Here is a 22,903-nt window from a genome sequence, read left to right on the forward strand (position 1 = left end):
TTAAAATAAAAATTATTTTGTGCCGATAAGTTCTTCTATCATGGCGTTTATTGCGGTCTTGTCGCATTCTTTCATCGAAGAACGGATTGTGACCGAATTTTCGCAGATAGTGATGTTCTTCATTCCTTCAAGGGCGGCGCGCATTGTCCTTCCGGCGCTCGGAGCCCAGGAACCGTTTTCGACTATCGCGACCTTCCTGTTCTGGAAATTCTTCGCCCTCAGGTGGTTGAGGAATTTTTCCATAGGAGGGAAGACTCCGGCATCGTATGAAGATGCGGCAAGAATCATCATGTCGAATCTGAAGGCATCGGCAACGGCCTTGTGCATGTCGTCGCGGGCAAGGTCGGAAACCGCAACGGTCACACCTTTGGACCGCAGTTCGTCGGCTATGTAGCGTGCCGTTTTCGCCGTGTTTCCATGAATCGAGGCAAAGGCGACGAGGACTCCTTCCTCTTCAGGACGGTAGCTGCTCCAGATGTCGTATTTTTCAATATAATGGCCGAGGTTTTCTTTCAGGATAGGGCCGTGGAGAGGCGCTATGGTTTTGATATCGAGGGTTGCGGCCTTTTTCAGCAGCGCCTGTACCTGCGCACCGTATTTTCCTACGATGTTGATGAAATATCTTCTCGACTCGTCATCCCAAGGCTCGTCGGCATCCATCGCTCCGAATTTTCCGAATCCGTCAGCCGAAAACAGAATTTTTTCAGTGCTTTCGTAGGATACCATGACTTCCGGCCAGTGTACCATCGGGGCCATGACGAAGGTCAGTACGTGCTTGCCGAGTGCCAGCGTTTCACCTTCGGAAACCGGTTTGAGGCGTGCGGGAACGATGTTGTCGAAAAACTGGCCTATCATTCCGGCTGCCTTGTTGCTCAGTACAATGACTGTTTCCGGATATCTTTCCGCAAATACCGCTATGCTTCCTGCATGGTCCGGTTCGAGGTGGTGTACCACGAGATAGTCCGGCTGCCTTCCGTCGAGGGCCTTTCCGAGGTTCGCGAGCCATTGGTCGCAGCGCCTCATGTCCACGGTGTCGAGCACGGCCGTCTTTTCGTCTAAAATCACGTATGAGTTGTAGGTGACTCCGTTCGGTACTTTGTACTGGCTTTCAAACAGGTCTATGTCCTTGTCGTCTACGCCGATGTATTTGATTTGAGGTGAAATGTAAGTGTCGTTCATGTCTTTTATGTGAAATTTTGTTTAATAATAAAAATAATTGTTTCCGTTCAGTGCGTTTTCACCGGTGACGTGGCAGAATAGACTTTCCTGCGGATTTCCTCCGCCCAGCGTTTTTCGTAGCCTTTGTCGGTCATGATGAACATCGGTACCGGACTGCCTCCTTCCGCGTATGGGGGCTGGAGATAGTCCCTGTCGCTGATTTTCAGTCCGAGGCGCTCGTAGAAGCCTATCCTTCTCATGGCCATTTCGTTGTCCGGGCGTTCGACTTCGATGACATGCGGCCTTTCGCAGGATGAAAGTATTTCCCGGAAAATAACGGCTCCGTATCCTTTGTTCCTTGCGGACGGGGCTGTGGCAAAATGTTCCATATAGATGAAATCGGTAAAATCCCATCCGGTGATGAACCCTACCAGTCCATCTTCCGCGTATGCCGCCTTGAGCCAGAAAGAGCCTTCACCGGCAAGCAGGCCTTGCACCTGTTTCCAGTCGCGTCTTTCCTCCGGAGGGAAAGCTCCCGTGTATATGTCCCGGATTGTATCCAGGTCTTTTTCAGGTAGTTGCAGTCCGTCAATCAATCTTATCATGGCCTTATGTCGTTTTTCAGAGCACGTCCCCTTTTACTATGACCTTCCTTATCAGCGGGGTCTGGTAGCTGTAAGGGAGGAACGCCAGTGAATTCATCGGCGCGGTGACGAGGAGATTGGCAATCTTTCCCTTTGTCACCGAACCGGCCATATCGCTTATGCCCATGGCGTATGCCGTGTTGAGCGTGCAGGCGTTCAGTGCCTGGTTTGGTGTCAGCTTCATCTTGATGCAGCCTAAGGCCATTACGAAACGCATGTTTCCGCTCGGTGAAGAACCTGGGTTGTAATCCGAGGCCAATGCCACTCCGAGCCCGGCCTTGATATAGTCTTTCGCCGCACCGTAAGGCATTCCGAGGAAGAATGATGCGCCAGGAAGCATGGTAGGCATCGTGCCAGAGCCTTTCAGGGATTCGATTTCAGCCTGTGTCGTGCGTTCCAGATGGTCTACGGACAGTGCGTTGTGGCTTACCCCGACCTGTACTCCTCCCGAGACGGCAAGCTCGTTTGCATGGATTTTAGGCCTGAGGCCGTATTTCGCCCCGGCTTCCATGATGGCCGCGGTTTCTTCGGTAGTAAAGAATCCCTGGTCGCAGAACACGTCCACAAATTCGGCGAGCCCTTCGGCGGCCACTGCCGGAATCATCTCCGAGCAGACAAGTCTGACGTATTCCGCCTGCCTTCCCCTGTATGCCCTGCCTACGTCATGGGCGCCCAGGAAGGTGGCCTTTATGATGATTGGCACGTTTTCTTTTATCCGCCTTATGACACGGAGCATCTTCAGCTCGTCTTCGGTCGTAAGGCCGTAGCCGCTCTTGATTTCGAGGGCCCCTGTCCCCATGCGCATGACCTCGCGGACCCTTTCCACCGACTGGCGGTAGAGTTCGTCCTCGGAGGTGTTGTGGAGCAGGTCCGCCGAGTTGAGTATCCCGCCTCCGCGCCTTGCAATCTCTTCGTAGGACAGGCCGTTTATCTTGTCGAGGAATTCCCCGTCACGGCTTCCCGCATAGACTACATGCGAATGCGAGTCGCAGAAAGACGGGAGCACGAAGCCTCTCCCGGCATCGATGACAGTGTCGAAGGCGTTTTCATCCGGCATTTCCTCCGAAGGTCCGTAGCCTGCAATTTTCCCGTCTTCGATTGTCAGGTATGCGTTTTCAAGGGTACCGACGGCATCCATGGCGGTTCCCTCTTTGCGTAGGGAACCGTCTTCAAGGATACCGGCAAGAGTGCCTATGTTTTTAACCAGGTGTCTCATTATTATTTTCTTATGAATTCAATCGATTTCTCGATGAGCGGGTGCATGTACCTGTCTTCGTCGACAAACGGCACTTCCTTGCGGTAGTCGCCGAATATCTTTTCGATGGCAGGTGAGGATTTCAGCGGACGGCGGAATTCGAGGGCCTGTGCCGAGTTGAGCAGTTCGATTGCAAGCACCCTTTCGGTGTTCAGAACCACTCTTACGAGTTTGGTCGCGGCATTCGCTCCCATGCTCACATGGTCTTCCTGTCCCTGTGATGAAGGTATGGAATCTACGGATGCCGGCATGCAAAACCCTTTGCTCTGGCTTACGATGGAAGCGGCCGTGTACTGCGGAATCATGAAGCCGCTGTTCAGGCCCGGTTTCGCAACGAGGAACTTAGGCAGCCCCCTCTCTCCGGAAATCAGCAGGTAAATCCTCCTCTCGGAGATGTTGGCGAGTTCGGCAAGGGCGATTGCGAGGAAGTCCATGGCCAGTGCGATAGGCTGTCCGTGGAAATTACCGGCAGAGATAATGAGGTCTTCGTCAGGGAAGACGGTAGGATTGTCCGTCGCGCTGTTGATTTCGGTTTCTATTACTGAACGGACGTATGCGATAGTGTCCTTGGTTGCTCCGTGTACCTGTGGTATGCACCTGAACGAATAAGGGTCCTGTACGTGGGTCTTAGGCTGCTTTATGAGTTCGCTGCCTTCCAAAAGTTCGCGGAAACGGTCGGCTGTGGCCATCTGGCCCTTGTGTGCCCTTACCCTGTGTACCTGAGGGTAGAAAGGCTCGATTCTTCCGTCAAAGGCTTCGAGGGACATGGCGCCTATCCTGTCGGCCCACTCGCTCAGCCTGTCGGCCTGAATCAGCGACCACACTCCGTGCGCGCTCATGAACTGGGTTCCGTTCAGGAGGGCGAGGCCTTCCTTGGACTGGAGGCGGATAGGTTCCCATCCGAATTTTTTCCATACTTCGCAGGACGGCTGTACCTTTCCTTCGTACTCGACTTCTCCCATGCCTATGAGCGGCAGGCAGAGGTGTGCCAGAGGGGCGAGGTCGCCGGATGCTCCGAGGGAGCCCTGCTGGTAAACAACCGGTATGATGTCGTTGTTGAACATGTCGATGAGCCTCTGGACCGTAATCAGCTGCACTCCGGAGTTGCCGTATGAAAGGGACTGGATTTTAAGCAACAGTATGATTTTTACTATTTCGGATGAAACCCTTTCCCCCGTGCCGCAGGCATGCGACATTACGAGGTTGTGCTGGAGTTGCGAAAGGTCGTCGGCGGGGATGGTTATGTTGCAGAGCGAGCCGAATCCGGTAGTCACTCCGTATACGGGGCGCCCTATGTCCTCCATCTTGGTGTCGAGGTATTTACGGCATTTTTCGATTGCTGCCTTAGCCTCTTCGCCGAGGGCCAGCTTGTAGCCTTTTTCGATTATTTCGCGTACACGTTCTATCGTGAGCCGCTCGTGTGATATATGATGAATCATTTTACGTCCTTTTTTCTGCTTTTTCAATTGAAAATTTAAAAATTTTTATGTTTTAAAACCGGTCTCCTATTTGCCGAGGGCGTTCCGTACCAATTCCTCGTCGGCTATGTTAGGCATGGTGACTTTCAGGCCCGGAGTGCGTTCCATTTCCCTCTGTATAGAGAAGATGGCGCCTTCGTTGCGGGCCCAGCTGCGGCGGGCTATGCCGTTGTTCACATCCCAGAGGAGCATTTCGCGTATGTGCCTTTCCGAGTCGCTGCCTCCGTCTATCACCATTCCGAAGCCTCCGTTGATTACTTCGCCCCAGCCTACGCCTCCGCCGTTGTGGAGGGATACCCAGGTGGCGCCCCTGAACGAGTCGCCGATGACGTTCTGGACGGCCATGTCGGCGGTGAATGCGGAACCGTCATAGATGTTGGACGTCTCGCGGTATGGCGAATCCGTGCCCGATACATCGTGATGATCGCGGCCGAGTACGATAGGGGCGGAGATTTCGCCTTTCCTGATGGCTTCGTTGAAAGCGAGGGCTATCTTTGTACGGCCTTCGCAGTCGGCGTAAAGTATGCGGGCCTGGGAGCCTACCACGAGATGGTTCCTTCCGGCTTCCTTGATCCAGTGGATGTTGTCTTCCATCTGTCCGCGGATTTCTTCAGGTGCGGTGCTTGCTATTTCTTCGAGCACTCTGACTGCTATGTCGTCACTCTTTTGCAGGTCTTCCGGTTTTTCGGACATGCAGACCCATCTGAACGGGCCGAAGCCGTAGTCGAAAAACATAGGGCCCATGATGTCCTGTACGTATGAAGGATACCTGAATGTGCCGTCCGGCCTTACGATGTCGGCACCTGCACGGGATGCTTCGAGAAGGAAGGCGTTGCCGTAATCGAAGAAATACATGCCTTTGTCCGCCAGTTTGTTGATTGCTGCCGCCTGTCTGCGGAGGGACTCTTTGACACATTCCTGGAACCTTTCAGGCTCTTCGGCCATCATTCTGTTCGATTCTTCGTATGAATATCCCACAGGATAATATCCGCCGGCCCAAGGGTTGTGGAGCGAGGTCTGGTCGGAGCCGAGGTCTACCTGTACCCCTTCTTCGGCAAGCCTTTCCCACAGGTCCACGATATTTCCCTGGTATGCGAGCGAAACGGCCTGTTTCTTCTCCCGCGCCTCCCGTATCCTCGGAAGCAGGGCGTCCAAAGAATCATATACTTCGTCTACCCAGCCCTGTTCGTATCTCTTTTGGGTAGCCTTCGGGTTTATTTCGGCGATAACGCTTACCACGCCCGAAATCACTCCGGCCTTAGGCTGTGCTCCCGACATTCCTCCGAGTCCGGCAGTCACGAAAAGCATTCCGTGGATGTTCTCGAAAGTAGGGGCGATGCCTCTCGCGCGGAGCTGTTTGCGTGCCGCGTTCATCACGGTGATTGTCGTCCCGTGTACGATTCCCTGAGGCCCTATGTACATGTAAGAGCCTGCCGTCATCTGTCCGTACTGCGAAACCCCCATTGCGTTGAAGCGTTCCCAGTTGTCCTGCGAAGAATAGTTAGGTATAACCATTCCGTTCGTGACGATTACCCTCGGCGCGTCCTTGTGGCTCGGGAAAAGTCCGAGCGGATGTCCCGAGTACATGACGAGTGTCTGTTCATCGGTCATTGTCGCAAGGTATTGCATCGCGAGGCGGTACTGTGCCCAGTTCTGGAATACGGCCCCGTTTCCGCCGTAAGTTATAAGTTCATGCGGATGCTGGGCGACCCTGTAGTCGAGGTTGTTCTGTATCATGGCCATGATGGCTGCCGCCTGACGGCATTTTGCCGGATACTGGTCTATAGGCCTGGCGTACATCTCATAGTCCGGGCGGAAACGGTACATGTATATGCGACCGTATTCGCGGAGTTCTTCGGCGAATTCCTTGGCAAGGATTTCATGGTATTTTTTAGGAAAATATCTCAAGGCATTCTTTATGGCGAGGACTTTTTCCCTGTCCGTAAGGATGTCCTTGCGTTTCGGAGCATGGTTTATGCTCCTGTCGTATTGTTTCGGTGCGGGCAGTTCGTCCGGAATGCCTCCGAGAATGTCTTTCTGAAATTCATTGAGATTCATATACTGTTTCCTCCCGTTATTTTATCTTGCTTTCGACTATTTCGAGGATTCCGGCTTCTTCGCGGCGTGCATCCGCCGCTATTTTTTCGGCTTCACCTATTAGTTCCGCCGCTTTTGCCTTGTCTTTCAGGCTGCCGGCATTGATTTTCACGTTGAGGCAGGCTCCGAGTACGGCGCTTCTTGCCGCAAGCGCTCCCACTCCTGCATCGGAAACCGAGTTAGGGTTTCCTGTCTCGGCCATGGCGCGTATCACTTCGAAGGCTTTGAACGAAGCCTTCATTGTCCTTAAAGGAACTTCGGTCGCATAGAGGGTAGCGGTTTCCATGGCCTGGGCCCTTGCCGCCTTTTCCTCTTCCGTGCCCTTAGGCATTGCGAATACGTCCATTATCTTGTTGAAGGCGGCCGTGTCTTCGTCCACGAGGGCAAGCAGTTCCCTCATGATTGCCTGGCCTTTTTCGGCCCAGTCGGAAAATTCTTTCCATCTTTCGTCCCAGCCCGGTTTGTGTGCGGAAAGATTGGCTACCATGGTTCCGAGGGCTGCTCCGAGCGCTCCCATGTATGCTGAAATCGAGCCGCCTCCAGGGGCAGGGGACTCGGATGCCGTCTCTTCTGCGAAACCTTTGCAGGTCATCCTTATAAGACGGCTCTTTGCTGCCTCCTCTTCTTCGCTTACCATCATGTATTCGATTACTTTCTCCTTAGGGTCGAACGGTTTCAGGTCATCGAGCCCCATTGATTTGACGGCGCACCTGATGATGCCTTCCTCGGTTATGCCGAGAGAACGCTGCTGTTTTCCGAGAAAATATTTTCCCGCTTCGATGAGTGTGCGCTTAGGGACGAGGCCGACGATTTCCGTGCCTGTCACCCTTATTCCCCTTTCGTGTGCCGCGCGGCATACTTCCTCGAATGCCACATGGAGCGGGGTGGCGTTGATGTCGGTTATGTTCATCGAAACCTGGGCTATGCCGTATTCATCTATGTACCAGCCTATGGCCTTGCAACCTTTCAGGGTGCCCGGTTTCATAACTGGGTTTCCGTTTTCGTCCTTTACAATCTTGCCGGTGATAGGGTTCCCCTCACGTACCGGACGGCCTTTCTCCCTTACATCGAAGGCTATCGCGTTGGCCCTCCTTGTGGAAGTAGTGTTGAGGTTGAAGTTCACGGCGATAAGGAAATCGCGCGCTCCTACGTTGGTGGCTCCCGATATTGCGGTCCTTTCGGTGTATTTTCCCGGGCCGAAATCAGGTGCCTTCTGCGGGTCGGACATCTTTTCCGGAAGAGCCTCGTATTCGCCTGCACGGCAGACTGCGAGGTTTTTCCTCTCCGGCTTCATGGCTGCGGCCTCATAGCAATAACAAGGGATTTCGAGTTCTTCATATATCCTTTTTGCCAGGCCTCTTGCAAGCTCCGCGCATTCTTCGAGGGTGATGCCTGCTATAGGGATGAGAGGAAGTACGTCCGTCGCCCCTGAACGCGGGTGTGCGCCCTTGTGGTGCCTCATGTCGATGAGTTCTCCGGCCTTCTTCACGCCGTTGAATGCCGCTTCAAGCACGTTTTCCGGTGAACCTACGAAAGTAACGACCGTCCTGTTGGTCGCTTCGCCCGGGTCTACGTCGAGGACTTTCACCCCTCCGGATTTTTCTATCGATTCTACGATTTTGTTGATGATTGCCATGTCGCGCCCTTCGCTGAAATTAGGAACGCATTCGATAATCCTTTCCATTATTTTTGAAAATTAATTGTTTTTATGTCTTTTTTGTTGTCAACCGTCAGTAAAAACCGGGAAAACCGTTAAAAACAGTCAGTCCGCGGCATGAAAACCTTAAACATGCAAAGATAGTAATTTGTTTTCAATTATTCCGTTCGGCCGTGGCTTTTCGTTTTTTCAGTTTTATCGGTTTTTCTCGTTTTATGGCTTATGGTTTTACGGGGAACTGCCGGGAATTGTCCGGGATTTGCGCGGTAATTGCTGTGGTTTGCCCGGGATTGCTGTGGATTTGTCCGGAATTTTCCACCCCATAGCCAGGGTGTGGTTTTTGAAAGTATTGATAATCAGTGTATTATGAAAACAGAGGCTGGCTTTGGGTACTTTTTGAGGTACCCAAGCGCAGGGCTATTTTTGGTAATTTATTGATTTTTAGTACTTTGCAAAAGAGTGGGCTGGCTATGGGGTGGAAAATTCCATGCCACGTAACCTCTTTCCTCGTCGCACAACACATTTTCTGCCCCGATGCACCTTTCCATGCTGCACAGCACCTCTTTCTGTCGCGCAGCACCTTTCCCTGCCGCGTAACACTTCTCGCAGCATTTACAAAAGTTCTTTCAACAGTTGCGGGTCGAGACCTGTTATGCGGGAAATCTGTTTGGCGCTTGCTCCGTATTTTTTACGGACAATCCTGGCGATGGACAGTTTTTCTTCGATGGAAAGCAGGCCCAATGCTTCTTTTCAGAATCCATGTTTTTTGCAAGGTGGTACAGAAAAGCGGCCGGAGTGCGGTAAAGCCTTTCGACTGTTTTGTAATCGACATAACATCTGGGCCAAATGATTCCCTCTTCAGTTATAAGATAATCACCGGGCAGGGCATGGCGGGTGTTGAACCTTTGCCGCATTTCAGTTGAACCGAAATCGGATGCTTTTGTAAACCGTCGGCCATACATGCTCCCATCGGCAAAATAACAGTTTCCCGAGCTCCATCTGTATTCTCCCGGGACTATCGGCAACTTTGCGGCTACAGGATTGCGCAACACGTATGCAATTGCCGTTTTAAGATAATCCTCCGTATCAATCTGTTTGACCGACACGTCCGTGTTCGCCCCCTCCAGCAGCCCGTTCATACGTTTTTTGTAAAGCCTTATGAATCCTACACATTCATCGTAAGTCCCTTTGATAATGAAGTGTACATGGTTGGACATCAGGCAAAAGCACAGAATCCTCACGCCGAATGTCAGCCTGCATACGGCCACTGCGTTCATTCCTTTGATAAAATCCTTGTCGTCCTTGAATAAAATGTTACGGGACATCCCGTCGGTGCAGACATGATAGATATCCTCCAGCCTCAGTTCTCTCTCCATCTCCATCATTTTAATTTTAGTAACTGTTTGAACAGTTTTCAATTTTGCGGTAAAGATAACTTTTTTCCGGGACATGTAAACTTTTTTCAGGACTGGCCAGGTAAACTTTTTCAGGACGAAACTCACCCCATAGCCAGAGTGTAGTTTTGAAAGTCATTGATAATCAGTGTATTGTGAAAAATAGAGAAGGATTTGGGTATCTCAGAAAGTACCCAAATCCTTCGGTTGTTTTCGTAAATTATTGATAATCAGCTACCTATATTAATGCTTGATGGCTGTGGGGTTGGAAAATATCCTGCCGGCCTGGATTCCGTACCCGTCTTCAGTGGCGGCACCGGCAGCTGCACTGGCTTCGGAAAGCATTGCGCTTGCCGGTTTGAAATCTTCCGCAGGCGTTACCCCGTCCTCGGTGCAGTAAACGAGTTTCCTGAATACCTTTCCGAAGTTTTTCCTTGCATCGTATGCCACTCCGAGTGCCGTGCGGGTGGTGTTGTACGCAACGAGATAATTTCCGGTAGCTTCGGTTATGCCGTTGGCAATCAGGGCGTCTATTACTGTTTCTTCAGGCCATTCTTCCAAATCGGTATAATCCCCGTCGTATATGCCGTAATAAAAGCCCGAGCCGTCTTCTCTGCCTGCGTGGGAAACAGTGCAGGCAAGGCACAGCAGAAGGACGATGGCCGCCGTCGCTTTCAGGGATGTGCCTTTAAGCATCATTCCCCTTCTTCCTCTTGCGGTTCTTCTATGGTCACGAGCACCTTGTCTATGCGTGCGCCGTCCATGTCGGCCACCTCGAAATGGAAGTCTTTCCAGTCGACCTGTTCCCCGACCGTAGGGATGTGCTCCAGTTTGTCGAGAATCAGGCCTCCGACGGTGCTGTAGTCGGCATTTTCATAAAGCTCCTCCCTTTCGAAATAGCAGAGGAAATCGTACATTGAGCATTGTCCGTCCACGAACCAGCCTTCATTGCCTTCGCGTTTGATGATGGTGTCTTCCTCGTGGTCGTCGGTCACGGCTCCGATAAGCCCGTCGAGTATGTCTTTCAGCGTGATGATTCCCTGGAAATCGCCGAATTCGTCACATACGAAGGCACGGCTGATTTTCTTGCGCTTCATCTCTTCGAGGACCGAGTAAACACTCATGTTTTCATGAAAATAGACCGGCTCGCGCACTATGTCTTCCCAACGGAAATCCTTCTTGTCTATGTTGAAAAACAGGTCTTTCAGCGATACGAGCCCGACTATGTGGTCCAGGTCACGTTTGGCCGCCGGGTACATTTCGTACATGTTGTCCCTGAGTATCGGAAGCACGCTTGAGATGTCATCGTCGGTGTCCACCCATACGACATCGCTCTTGTGTGTCATGAGCGAATTGATTTTCAGGTCTCCCATGACGAAGACCCTTTGCATGATATCCTGCTCGACAGGCTGCACTTCCCCTTCTTCGGTTCCCTGCTGTATCATGGACTTGATTTCCTCTTCGGTGACTTTTTCCGCCGAATCGTGTATGCCGAGTATCTTGTAGAACATCCGCGTGCTCTTGGAAAGCAGCCATACGAAAGGGGATGCGATTATCGACAGGGCGTACATCGGCTTGGCCATCAGCTTGGTGATTTTCTCGGACGTGCTCATGCCTATCCTTTTCGGAAGGAGTTCTCCGAAAACGAGAGTGAGGTAGGTCACTATGATGACGATGATAGTCTGTGCGAGCCCCGAGGCGAGGTTTACCGGTACGTTCCATCTGATGAACGCCTCCGAAAGCAGCTGCGCTATCTTGTTTCCCGAGAAAATACCGGTGAGGATACCGATTAACGTGATTCCTATCTGTATAGTCGAAAGGAAATTGTCCGGGTTGTCTATCAGTTTCAGTGCCGTCTTGGCCGAAGAATTGCCTTTGCCCGCATCCGAGGCTATGCTGCTGCGCCTTGCTGAAATAAGTGCTATTTCGGCCATTGCGAAGATGCCGTTCAAAAGGATGAGCCCGAGAATGACGAAAATTTCTTCCATGGATTACCTTCTGTTTTTGTCCTGTCTTCGTTTCTTAATCTTGGCCTGCTGCACTTTCAATACGATGAAAAGCGCGAGCAGTACGGCGATGACTACAATGAGAAATGTCCAATTTGTTTCAGTATCCATATAAAAATTTTCGAATCAATGCGCAAATATATAAAAACTTCGTGTTGCAATGAAAAATTTTTAGTCGCGATGGAAAATTTTTAGAAAATATAATTCAGCCCCAGCGCGATTACATAATTGCCGTCCCGACGGTCCAGGGCGAAGCCGATTTCGCCGCTGAAGATAAAATTGTAGTTGAGGGCTATTTTCCCTCCGATTCCCGCGCAAAGGTGCAGCGATTCGCTGTCCCCGCTGTACAGCAGACGGTTTCCGGTGGCTTCCTGCGCTTCAAGACGGTAGGGCTGCACCACCGCCCCGGCATCGAAAAACGGGTTGAGGGCTATGTACCAGTGCTGCTTGATGAACTCGAAGCTGACAATCCTTGCCCTGAGCTCGAAATTGGCCCAGGCATAGCCGTTCCCGAGCAGGCGGTTATAGTTGATTCCCCTGAGGGTGTTGCTGCTTCCCAGCCCTTCGGATGAAGGCCGCGAGAGGAAGAGGCTTGAAATGGTCTGCTGCGAATAGAACGGTGCTTTCCCGGCAAGGACTCCCTGGTAGGCGAGGTGGTAGGCGAAAACCAGCCTGTCTCCCCACAGCGGTACGTAATGCCTGAAGTGGAAGGCCCCTTTCAGGTAATTGAATCCTGTGGAGAAAAAATCCGGCGAGCCGTACAGTATGGCTTCTGCCCAGATGCCTTTCCCCGGTGCGGCTTCATGGTCGCGTGTGTCATAGACGATACCTCCCTTGAACTCTATATGGGCCCCGCCTCCGGCTTCATCCTTTCCGATGAGCCCTGCATCGATGTAGTCACGGTAAAGCGAGCCTTTCCCGCTTCCCGCGTATGGCTTCTGTCTGACATCCCCGATGAAATATCTGTAAAATGCCGCTCCGGCCGCCCAGCGGAAATCCTTTGCAAGCCCTCCCTGGAGGTCGGCAAATACGCGGAGCATCTGGTAATCGATGTTGTAATATGCCGTTTTCTCTGCCCTGTTTTTGTCCAATTCGCGAAAATAAGGCGAAGCGAAACCGTTGAATCCGTAAAAATTGTGCATCCTTTCGGGTATGTATGTCGCCGATGCCGTGAGTCTCAGACCTTTTATCAGATGTTCCGAGTCATAGAAAATATGGAAAAGTCCGGAATGTTTGGTGGAATATGCCGCTTCCAGGAATAATTTGTGTTCGTATTCGGGAAAATCCTTTCCATCGCCGTAATAATAGATGTCGCACATCGCCCCGTACTGGAAGCCCAAATCCGTTTCGTAAGCAACGACAGGGCAGGGGTTTATGCTCCAGCCTGTCTTGGCTTTCCTCTTCCCGCCGTCTGTCGCCTGTGCCAGTCCCTTGGCCGGAAAAATAATGGTCAGCGGCAAGATTATTGACAAAAAAGCCTTTCCGATATTCTTCATTTCCGTTTTTCGAATAACTTTGTGGCGGATTTCATCCGTCCGGTGAAATTTCCGTGCAAAACTAATAATTTTTCGTATTAATTTTTGATGATATGGAAGCCATTGTAAAAACTGATTTTGATTTCAAGGGATGCCGTGGAAAATATGTCGGCAAGGTGCGCGATGTTTATGATATAGATGACAAATACCTCGTGATGGTAGTGTCAGACAGGATTTCTGCCTTCGATGTGGTGCTTCCCGAAGGGATACCGTACAAGGGCCAGGTGCTCAATATGATAGCCGCCAAGTTCCTCGATGCTACTTCGGACATACTCCCCAACTGGAAAGTGGCCGTTCCGGACCCTATGGTCACAGTGGGCTACAAGTGCGAGCCGTTCAAGGTGGAGATGGTCATCCGCGGTTATCTTTCCGGGCATGCATGGCGCGAATACCAGGCCGGAAAACGCAGCATCTGCGGTGTGCCGATGCCTGACGGCATGGTCGAGAACGCCAAGTTCCCGGAGCCGATAATCACTCCTACTTCAAAGGCCGCCGAAGGACATGACGAGGACATTTCCAAAGAGGAAATCATTGCTTCGGGCCTTGTCGGGCGCGAGGATTATGAACGCCTTGAGGAATACACCCGTGCCCTTTACCGCCGCGGCTGCGAGATTGCCGCCAAGATGGGGCTCATCCTTGTCGACACCAAATACGAATTCGGCAAAATCGGCGACAGGATATATCTTATGGATGAAATACACACTCCGGATTCTTCGAGGTACTTCTATGCCGAGGGCTACGAGCAGAGGCTTGCAGCAGGGGAGAGGCAGCGCCAGCTTTCGAAGGAGTTCGTGCGTGAGTGGCTGATGTCAAACGGTTTCCAGGGTCAGTCCGGTCAGAAAATCCCCGAAATGACTCCGTCCGTCGTTGCCGGCATAACAGACCGCTATATCGAGCTTTACGAGCACATTACCGGGGAGCGCTTTCCTCGTACCGAGGAGTCGCTTACACGTGCCCAGATACTTGACCGCATCCGGCGCAACATCTCCGACTGCCTCTCCGGCCTGAAGTAGCCTCTCCTGCGTGAGGTGGCTTCTCTGGCTTGAAGTGGCTTCTCCGGCGTGAAGTTGCTTCTCTGGTGTGAAGTGGCCTCTCCGGCGTGAAGTTGCTTCTCTGGCATGAAGTGACAGGCTGGGCGGGAGTTGTTGTAGCTGTCCGGCTGAAGTTGCTTGCTGGTCTGAACTAGTCAGGGGGAGCGAAGTCGCCTGCCGTACCGGAGTCGCTTGCAGGTGTGAAGTGGCCTGCGGCAGGCTGGTTCATTTCGCGGTTAAGTGAACGTAGCGGAAGTACTGGTGCAGATAATTTTGCAACAAATTGAATATCAATATATTAAAAATTCAAGTACACATTCCGAAAGTTTTAAACGGCCGAAATGTGCACCTGTTTTACTAATTTCTTGATTATCAATGCATTCAAAATTATCATGCACCGACTGGGTAGGCAGGCGGGATCAGGCGGGATGACTGACGGGGAAGCCGTCAACGACATAAAGCCATAAAGCAATTACAACCTTTTCAGGACAGGTAAACTTTTTTCAGAACGGGACGAACCTGATAGCCAGCTTGTGCTTTTGTAAGTCATTGATAATTAATAATTTACTAAAAACCATCCTGCGCTTGGGTCCTTTCTGAGGTACCCAAAGCCAGCCCGTATTTTTACAACATACTGATTATCAATACTATAAATTCTAACAAGATGGACATGGAGTGGAAAATATGCCGATAAAATCCGGTTTTCCTTCTTTCATCATTGCCTCGTCATTTTTCTCCCGGGATGTTGCTTTATCTGTCACGAAATGGAACTGTGAAGTATAGCCTACTTCATGGATGCTATCTGTATTTTATAAATTATAAATTCACCTCATAAATTCACCTCCGGGGGAAAGTGCACCTGATTCGCGGCAAAATGGTTCACTTTCCCGGGGAAAAAAGGCGAAATGGCGGTAGAATCAACTTTTTCGGCGGGAAAGTGCACAAAAAAAGCGGGAAAATGGTTCACTTTCCCCTGATAGGACGAACGAAGAATGCAAGCAGAATGGCCGTAGAAGCGATTGCCTAATTTTGTCCCGGGGAAAGTGCCGTGAATTTGCAGGAATTTGGTTCACTTTCCCCAGAAAGTGCGGAGAAAAATAGTGTAGGGGCTATATTTCCGTGGGAAAGTGTACAGAAAAACCGGAAAAATGGTTCACTTTTCCGACGAGTCAATTCATGGCGGATGATCTGCCCAATGTTTCTGCCTGGAGACAAAAATAGGCCTTATCTGTTTGAAGTCAAGGATAATTTTCTTAAATTTGAAGCCGTTAAAAGAAATTTCCCGGAAAGCAGAAATAATGAATCAAAATAATACTTTAAGATAATGAAACGGATATTGTTGTTCTTTGTTTTGTCGACACTGCCGCTGGCCGGGCTGGCAACAGCGTTTTCAGCCTCCTGCCCGGCAGCCGTAACCGTCGCCATGTCTGCCCCCGGGCCGGCAAGTGCCGCTGAGGAAACCGCCGCTGAGACAACCGCCGCTGAGACAACCGCCGTTGAGGAAACCGCCGTTGAAGCAACCGCCGCTGAGGCAACTGCCGTTGAAGAAAACACCGAACCCGCCGCTGCCACGGTTGCGGCGCCCTTTACGGTGGACGAGCGTTTCGAACTTGCCGGCATAGCGGCACGGCTTGCGGGCTATTATGAGTATTCGCGGGGGACGATTCCGGAATACGATGCCGCGATAAACGGTTATTTCTCTCCACATCGGTTCCACAAACTGATAAACCATCTTAAAAATATCAGGGTGTCCAATTCGATAGGATATGACGCCATACCTTCCGCCACGAGGCTCCTTGTCATAAAGGACGGCGGAATCTCGCTCAACCCGGAAGCCGATGTGAAAAAACTCTGCGAGAATGATCCGAGGTGGACGGAAGAGGCCTTTGCAAGATTCGTCGAGTACATGGACGATTTTTACAGGAAAACTGATTTTCATCGGTTTTTCGAGGAAAATTCGGCACTGTACCGCAAAGGGGAGGAGCTGGTCAACGGTTTCGCCGAGGTGGATACCTCGTGGTTCAGGTCGTTTTACGGCCGGCCCCTGAAGTCTCCGGAACTGTACATCTCGTTTGTAAACGGTCCGAGTAACTATGCCCTCACGGATTCCGGGACGGTTCCGGGATTCGGCATACTGATGGGGCTGTGGTTCGACCCGAATACAGTCACTCTGGAAAACATAAGCGTGCAGCAGAGGTGCGGCTTCACTGATGTGATAATCCATGAACTTTGCCACAATTTTACCAATCCGATAACGGGTAAATACATGAAAGAGCTTGCCGGTGCTTCGGACGTCATATTTTTCGAAGACGATGTCTGCGCATCCATGTCAGAGATAGCATACGGCGACCCTTCGATAATGACCCACGAGTGGCTCAACAATCTTTGCGAGATGATGTATTTCAGGGAGAAAGGCCTTCTCTACCCAGAAGAGTACGGACTGATAGGCTCGTATGAATCGGATGCATACGGATATTCCGCTTTTGTTACAGCCTATAAGGGATTTTTCTGGTTCAATTCTACCATTGAGCTGATGGACAGGTTTTATGGACACAGGGACAAGTACCCGTATTTTGAGGATTTCATGCCGGAAATCGTCAGGTTTTATAAAAAATTTTCCAAAGACATCATGTCGGAAAGAGAAAAATATGAGGCTCTCTATCCGAGGATAACGGGTTTTGCCGTGGATTCGTCTGCCGCAGATACGGTAAAACTCCGCTTCACTTTTTCCGTCCCGATGAATCCTCGTTATTTCGATTCGAGAATCTACCCTTCGGGCTATGGCGGAAGTGATGTCCAGCCTCCGACCGGGACTGTCGCCGTCGGCTTTGAAGGCGACCGCACCTTTACCGTGAGTTTTGCAAAGGGGAATTTCGAAAAAGGCAGGACTTACGGCGGACTCGTGAACGGCTTCGGTTTCCGCAGCATGCGCCAGTATGCGATGATGGAAAATTATCCTTTCGAGTTTGCATATGAATGAAACCGTGCGGCGGCATAACGACCGTGACAAGGTGTAAGTGCCAATCGATAAATCCATAATCAGAATAAACCCATAAAATGACATATAGATGAAACGCATAAGTATATTTTTCAGTATAAGCGCATTTGTTTTAGGCATTTTGGTTTCGGCGGGCTGCCTGGCGCAGACTGTATCGTTCAGGGCGGACGAGCGTTTCGAGCTTACCGGCATAGCGGCCCGTCTTGCAGGGTATCAGGAGTACCGCCAGGGGGTAGTGCAGAGTTACAATGCGGCGATAGACAGTTATTTTGCAGAATTTGCCGGACACGACCTGATAACATTCATGAAGCGAATCAGGAATGAAAATCGTATCGCTTATGATGCCGTTCCGAGGGCCACGCAGGCCCTTGTAATCGAAAACGGGGGCATTTCTGTCTCGCAGGATGCTGATATCGCCGCACTGTGCAAGACGGATCCGAGGTGGACGGAAGACGATTTCATAGAATTTGCGGAACTGACGGACCGGTTTTACCGCGAAACGAATTTTCATAAATTTTATGTGGACAATTCGTCCCTTTACCGCAGAGGCAATGAACTGATGGCGAAAATCGCGCCTGTCGATACTTCGTGGTTCGGCGGCTTTTTCGGAAAAGACATGTCCAAGGTCGGGCTTTGCCTGGCATTCGTGAACGGTCCCAACAGTTATCTGATGCCGGACAACGGGATAATCGACGGTACCAGTCTGGTGTACGGACTGTTTTTCGACCCGACGATGATTGACCCGCAGCAAATAGACGGGCGTACTGCCGATGTCTACATTCCCGGAGTCATTTCGAATTTGTGCGGGGTGATGGTGTCGCCGATAGTCGAGGAGTACGGAAGTCTGCTCGAAGATGCGGCGGATGTGTTTTTCAACCAATACGATATCCGGAACATAATGCGCAAAAACGGGGTGGAAGAGCCGGAACGTTTGGTTTACGACTGGCTGCAATCCCTGTGTACTGCCTTGTATTTCAAGGATAACGGTCTTGTGTCCTTCGATTATGCATCCGTGGTTTCCTCGGCAGCCCGCAAGGGTTGTTTCTGGTTGGATTCGTCAATCGGGAAGATGGAGGATTTTTATGCAGGAAGGGACGGTTACGGGAGTTTCGAGGGCTTTGTTCCCGAACTTGCGGAATATTTTGACGATGCTGCGAAAAACATCAGGCGCGAGAGGAAACATTATGCCTCGCTGTTCCCGGAAGTGGTTTCCGCGAAGGTCCGTAAAAACTATTCTTCCGATACCCTTGCGGTGGAATTCGTCTTTTCGCTTCCGATGCATGCGGAGTCCATGGATACCGGAGCCTATCCTTATGATGAAGACGGGGTCGTGACAGTCCGGCCGGCCATTGTTCCGGATGATGCCGGCAGCCTTGTCGTGAAGATAGGAAAATCGGATCTCGAAAAGGGCCGCATTTACGGCTTTACCCTTCCGTGGAAATTGTTCTACTCGCAAAAAGGCTACCCGATGAAAGGGGATTATGTATTCAAGTTCAAGTATTAAGAAACAGCTTCTAAAAAAGCAATTTTAAATACCGTTCCGGAACAAAGCCACTATAGGTTCTATGAAACGCATGATGAGACGACGGTCTTCAGTAATGATTTCGGCCGTACCGTCCATCTTCTGTATGAGGCGCAACTCTTTCCCATACGTAGTTATAAAACCGTCGGGAAAAACTATCTCTGCCGTATATTGAGGTTCAGCCTGAGAACCGGAAGCTTCATCGGGAACAGATGAAAGATAACCGATTTCGCCCACCAACATGCCATATTCCATATAAGGATAGCCGTTCAGACAGACATTGACCTTTTGGCCGACGGCGACTTTACCGAAACTTGCCTGCGGTATATTCACAATGCCGACAGCCATGCTGCTGTCCGCGGGCACTACGGTCAGAAAGGATTCTCCGGCACCTATGAACTGTCCTTCGTCCCATTTGCGCACAAAGGACACATGTCCGTCAATCGGGGATGTCAAAAGATATGAAAGCTTCCAACTGTCAATCTGCGCTTTCATCCGTTCAAGACATACGGCAATTTCCTGCTCATATCCCAAAATATCGTCATCTTCTTGAATCGAAAGTTCCATGGCACAAATCCCTCAAATGTTGCAATGAATAATTTCGGCCATAATGCCTGGCTATGATTTTCAGACAAGTCGGCCCGCAATCCATCGAGTCCAACTGGCGGTATGTCGGAAATATTTTCATGACAAATCAATATAAACTATATCCACGTCCCTTTAACGGACAGCCTTTAAGGATTTCAATACCTCAATGGAAACCGGATCGCAATGCCTATAAATAAACTCAAAGGCCATAGGCAGGTTCTTCAGCGGATCATACCTTTCCCATGAAGTACTTCCATGATAGTGGTATATATGGTCTTTATCATAAACGTAATCGAACAGTCCCACGCATGTATACATCAGACAGAGCACCTTATCGCTGTTTTTAAGGAAAATCCTGTCAATAGCCACAAGCATATTTTTCGAATGATTTTTCACGAAAGTCCTGAATATATATTTTTCGGGATTGTTTTCCATATTGCTTGGCTTATAGTCGAAATCAAGATAACGATACCTCTTGGTATTTACTCCGTAACCGTACATGGCGCAATCCGGCCGAGGATAAAGTTTTCTGACATCCGTGCATTTCTCGGTATAGGCTATGACCCTCCCGGGGACAGTGAACAATAGGTCGTCGAATTTTCTGGAGTACCTGCCAATCAAATACCTGACCGTCCTTTTCCAACGCATGTATTCCTTTTCGGACAATATATTCCGGTACTCCGGTTTATCTTCGATGTAAGCTATCCATTCATTATAATTTTCGAGAGCCCGGCCGGTTATTACAGGAAAGGGCTCATCTTCTGACCATAGCGATTCCAATCGGAATATAAGAAAATCTTTTTCATGAAGATTGCAGGCAACACAGTCTTCTTTCAAAGAAACGGTTACATTTTCTTGGCAGGGAGACATGTTGTTGACTGTCCCGCACGACACCAAAGCAATAGAGAGGCAGAGGAAATTCAAAATTCTTTTCATCGTAGTCTGTAAAATTTGTTAAAAGTTGAAAAACGCCCCAATAAGTATGTTCAACGGTCTTATACGGTACTCGCAGGAAAATTCCTCAAGACCGCTGTAAACGGAATAGGCATAGGTCTGCTGGTTCAGCAGATTGCGGGCGGTAATGCTTATTTCCAGGCCATTGTTGAAACGATAAGCGAGTGAAGCATCGAAAAGCACCGCGTTTTTTGTCTGTTCAGACGTAAACATGGTGAAATAGTGTTCTGCCGAAATTTTTAAATCCAGATTATTGATTGGACTTATATTGAAGGATAATGTATGGCTGAAATTATCCTTGGAATCATGAGTCCCTCTTTCGGGCAAGGAAAGAATATTATGAGAATAAAGTAATTTGTATTCCATGCTTATCCAATCGGCAAAACGTCCGGAGAAAACAGGCATGAAAGAGACAGTCTGCGACAAATACGGTGTACGGACCCCGTTTTGAAGAATCGATGTCGAGGAATAGTCCCTGTAGGAAACCGTTACCCCGAATTTTCCATTAATACCGTATATGCCTACGCTTCCTCCGATTGAGGCATACAAACTTTCTCCAATGCTCGGCGCATACTCCGTACCCAGTATTATATAGTCTCCGAGAAAGTCTTGTGTAGCGGATGTCTGAAAAACATTCCAATATTTGCCGACGATTCCGTCTATAAACAACATATTTACAGGATCCTTGAAATTTATGTGCCCCGTCACGCTGTAATAATGGTCTTGCTCATCATTTGCAGAACCCGCTTTCAGATATCTGTAGTTGCGCATTATGTAACCTGAATACATATCGTGTATATCCAGGCCTATTGCCGATGCGGTACCAAGTATCTCAAAACTCAGTTTCGGCCATGGAGTATATTTGACAGAACCTGATGCCTTGTATGTAAAATGCCCGGCATCGACTCCCCAATATTTTGACCACCCGACAGGCACGGCAAGTCTGATTTCCCAGTTTTTTGAGCGGAATTCCATATTCGGCCTTACATAAGGACGTATATATGCGGCAATATGATTATTGCATAACAAATCGGCATCATACGCAGCGCCTACACCGTTCAAAAGACTTTCCAAAGACCGTATTGATGCTTCGAATCCGGCAGAAACACCTATAGACATGCCGTCCATGACAATGAAATCGGATGAAAAGAATGTGTTATTGTTGTAATCCATAACCCTTACCGACTGGCGCTGGATATCATCCCCCGCACGAAGAACCGTCAGTTTTTGGTTAATAAAGGAATAATCATTATGCGATTCCACGGTAAATGCTTTGTCCCCGGTTCTTTTAATATATTTAAGATCGTCATTTACCATAAAATAAGGCAGCGACGCCTGTTGTGTATTCGCAAATTCGCCGTTTATCATTTGCGTTGCATGGGCGAATTCGCCCTCTACGGTCATAGTGTTGAGAAAATAATAATCTTTCTTGTTCGCCTCGGCATCAATGTTTGCCCGTAGCAGATGCTTCCGGGTCATAGTATTTTCGCCTTCGTTTACAGTTTGTATGCCGTCATTGAAATAATACGTGGTCGATGATTCATTCCGGGATTCCAATCTGTCGAAAAGATACGAAAACGACGAAGTTATTTTCCAGTCGTTTTTCAAATTGAACATATTGGAGGTATTGAAAAGAAGAGACGTATTGAATCTGACACGTTGCTCGTCAAGCGGGGCGTTGCTCGTACCCACCGATATGAAACCTTCCGGCCTGGTTCCCATAGAGCGGTTGTTGTAACTCTTGACCTGCAACTCTCGGGAAAGATCTTCTCCAGTGTTATTTGTCTTGATATTGTTCAGGCTGTTCCATTTAAGTCCTACTCTCATAAAAAACAGGTTCGCATCCCACAATATTTCGGGGGCGGAAGTCAATCCGCACGCAAGCCTGGCATTGCTTATCCATTTGCCTTTTGACCGTTCACTCAATCTAAGATTGATTGCAGGTCTGGTTTTAGTGCCGATTTCCGCAAGGGCCCGTATAGGCTGATGGCGTGTCATTACCTCTATGCTCCTGACATCCTTGGCAGACAGATTTTCCGTAAGCAACGAATACCTTCCTCCGAGAATGTCCGTACCTTCAACGTAAAGATTGTCTATCAATTCTCCATTATAGTAAATGCTGCCGTCTTTACGTACTTCGATTCCTGGCATCCGTTTCAGAACATCGGATACGCTTTTGTCCTGAATTTCAGCAAAACTATTGACATTGAACCGGACCGTATCACCGGCAAGTTTTACCTTTGGCGCACGGACTATGACCTCATTAAGCCGTATCGGTTCAATTTCCATCTTAATATGCATGATATCGGCCATATCGGCAGGAATGATTCTGGTCGCATATCCGAGCATGGATACTTTAACAGAATCCGCGGCTGTCGGACGGCCATGCAGTTTCAAAGCGAAATTCCCTTCATTGTCAGATACGGCAAATTCAGTACCTTCATTTCCGTTATACATATAAAAAATGACAACTCCGGGCAAAGGCCCGTCATCATCGAAGACAATGCCCCTGAGCACAAACTCCCGCTCCTGTGCCATGAGATTCGTGCCGAATACGGATAAAGCTGCCAACAATATGTATATTTG

Annotated in this window: 17 protein-coding genes and 1 pseudogene; 3 read left to right on the forward strand and 15 right to left on the reverse strand. The window is 49.7% G+C overall.

The window, feature by feature from the left end:
• Positions 1–12: 12 nt before the first annotated feature.
• The 11 genes from B5F83_RS04185 to B5F83_RS04230 form a co-directional block, all read right to left on the reverse strand.
• A complete protein-coding gene (locus B5F83_RS04185) occupies positions 13–1,179 on the reverse strand; it encodes an MBL fold metallo-hydrolase (RefSeq protein ID WP_087276923.1) in 1,167 nt (388 codons plus the stop codon).
• A 47-nt stretch (positions 1,180–1,226) separates the two neighbouring features.
• Complete coding sequence (locus B5F83_RS04190; RefSeq protein WP_087276926.1) at positions 1,227–1,763, reverse strand: GNAT family N-acetyltransferase; 537 nt, start codon at positions 1,761–1,763, stop codon at positions 1,227–1,229.
• 16 nt (positions 1,764–1,779) lie between these two features.
• Positions 1,780–3,018: an imidazolonepropionase gene (hutI, locus tag B5F83_RS04195; RefSeq protein ID WP_087276929.1), complete on the reverse strand. Its 1,239-nt coding sequence runs from the start codon at positions 3,016–3,018 to the stop codon at positions 1,780–1,782.
• A 2-nt stretch (positions 3,019–3,020) separates the two neighbouring features.
• Positions 3,021–4,496, reverse strand: a complete 1,476-nt coding sequence (hutH, locus tag B5F83_RS04200) for a histidine ammonia-lyase (protein WP_087277383.1) — start codon at positions 4,494–4,496, stop codon at positions 3,021–3,023.
• A 66-nt stretch (positions 4,497–4,562) separates the two neighbouring features.
• On the reverse strand, positions 4,563–6,593 hold the full coding sequence (locus B5F83_RS04205; RefSeq protein ID WP_087276932.1) for a urocanate hydratase: 2,031 nt from the start codon (positions 6,591–6,593) through the stop codon (positions 4,563–4,565).
• A gap of 16 nt (positions 6,594–6,609) precedes the next feature.
• Positions 6,610–8,316 carry a glutamate formimidoyltransferase gene (gene ftcD, locus B5F83_RS04210; RefSeq protein ID WP_087276935.1) on the reverse strand — a complete coding sequence of 569 codons (1,707 nt, stop codon included), beginning with the start codon at positions 8,314–8,316 and terminating at the stop codon, positions 6,610–6,612.
• A 623-nt stretch (positions 8,317–8,939) separates the two neighbouring features.
• Entirely contained in the window at positions 8,940–9,665 is a 726-nt protein-coding gene (locus B5F83_RS04215; RefSeq protein ID WP_143822454.1) for a hypothetical protein, read from the reverse strand.
• Between the two features lie 261 nt (positions 9,666–9,926).
• Positions 9,927–10,382, reverse strand: a complete 456-nt coding sequence (locus B5F83_RS04220) for a hypothetical protein (RefSeq protein ID WP_087276941.1) — start codon at positions 10,380–10,382, stop codon at positions 9,927–9,929.
• Positions 10,379–11,671, reverse strand: coding sequence for a hemolysin family protein (locus B5F83_RS04225; protein WP_087276944.1), 1,293 nt, complete (start codon positions 11,669–11,671; stop codon positions 10,379–10,381). The genes B5F83_RS04220 and B5F83_RS04225 overlap by 4 nt, the downstream gene beginning before the upstream one ends.
• 3 nt (positions 11,672–11,674) lie before the next feature.
• On the reverse strand, positions 11,675–11,800 hold the full coding sequence (locus B5F83_RS10830) for a hypothetical protein (RefSeq protein WP_255376113.1): 126 nt from the start codon (positions 11,798–11,800) through the stop codon (positions 11,675–11,677).
• 80 nt (positions 11,801–11,880) lie between these two features.
• The gene (locus B5F83_RS04230) at positions 11,881–13,185 is read right to left on the reverse strand and encodes a BamA/TamA family outer membrane protein (RefSeq protein ID WP_087276947.1); all 1,305 of its coding nucleotides are present in this window, start codon (positions 13,183–13,185) and stop codon (positions 11,881–11,883) included.
• Between the two features lie 92 nt (positions 13,186–13,277).
• Between B5F83_RS04230 and B5F83_RS04235 the strand changes: the two genes are divergently transcribed.
• The 3 genes from B5F83_RS04235 to B5F83_RS04250 all read left to right on the forward strand — a co-directional run bounded on the left by B5F83_RS04235 (position 13,278) and on the right by B5F83_RS04250 (position 18,757).
• Entirely contained in the window at positions 13,278–14,237 is a 960-nt protein-coding gene (locus tag B5F83_RS04235) for a phosphoribosylaminoimidazolesuccinocarboxamide synthase (protein WP_087276950.1), read from the forward strand.
• Between the two features lie 1,342 nt (positions 14,238–15,579).
• A complete protein-coding gene (locus tag B5F83_RS04245) occupies positions 15,580–17,235 on the forward strand; it encodes a DUF4932 domain-containing protein (protein ID WP_087276956.1) in 1,656 nt (551 codons plus the stop codon).
• 88 nt (positions 17,236–17,323) lie between these two features.
• Complete coding sequence (locus B5F83_RS04250) at positions 17,324–18,757, forward strand: DUF4932 domain-containing protein (protein ID WP_087276960.1); 1,434 nt, start codon at positions 17,324–17,326, stop codon at positions 18,755–18,757.
• Between the two features lie 24 nt (positions 18,758–18,781).
• On the opposite strand, the gene B5F83_RS04255 is transcribed toward B5F83_RS04250, so the two are convergent.
• From B5F83_RS04255 to B5F83_RS04270, 4 genes and pseudogenes are all read right to left on the reverse strand, one after another.
• Positions 18,782–19,342, reverse strand: coding sequence for an HlyD family efflux transporter periplasmic adaptor subunit (locus B5F83_RS04255; protein ID WP_087276963.1), 561 nt, complete (start codon positions 19,340–19,342; stop codon positions 18,782–18,784).
• A 1-nt stretch (position 19,343) separates the two neighbouring features.
• Positions 19,344–19,463 (reverse strand): annotated as a pseudogene (locus B5F83_RS04260) (cysteine peptidase family C39 domain-containing protein); the annotation flags it as partial.
• A 32-nt stretch (positions 19,464–19,495) separates the two neighbouring features.
• Positions 19,496–20,299 carry a hypothetical protein gene (locus B5F83_RS04265; RefSeq protein ID WP_087276969.1) on the reverse strand — a complete coding sequence of 268 codons (804 nt, stop codon included), beginning with the start codon at positions 20,297–20,299 and terminating at the stop codon, positions 19,496–19,498.
• Positions 20,300–20,317: 18 nt separating this feature from the next.
• Positions 20,318–22,888: a hypothetical protein gene (locus B5F83_RS04270; protein ID WP_143822456.1), complete on the reverse strand. Its 2,571-nt coding sequence runs from the start codon at positions 22,886–22,888 to the stop codon at positions 20,318–20,320.
• Between the last annotated feature and the right edge of the window lie 15 nt (positions 22,889–22,903).

This window comes from Muribaculum sp. An289 (assembly GCF_002159555.1).
GTDB classification, from domain to species: domain Bacteria; phylum Bacteroidota; class Bacteroidia; order Bacteroidales; family UBA932; genus Merdivivens; species Merdivivens faecigallinarum.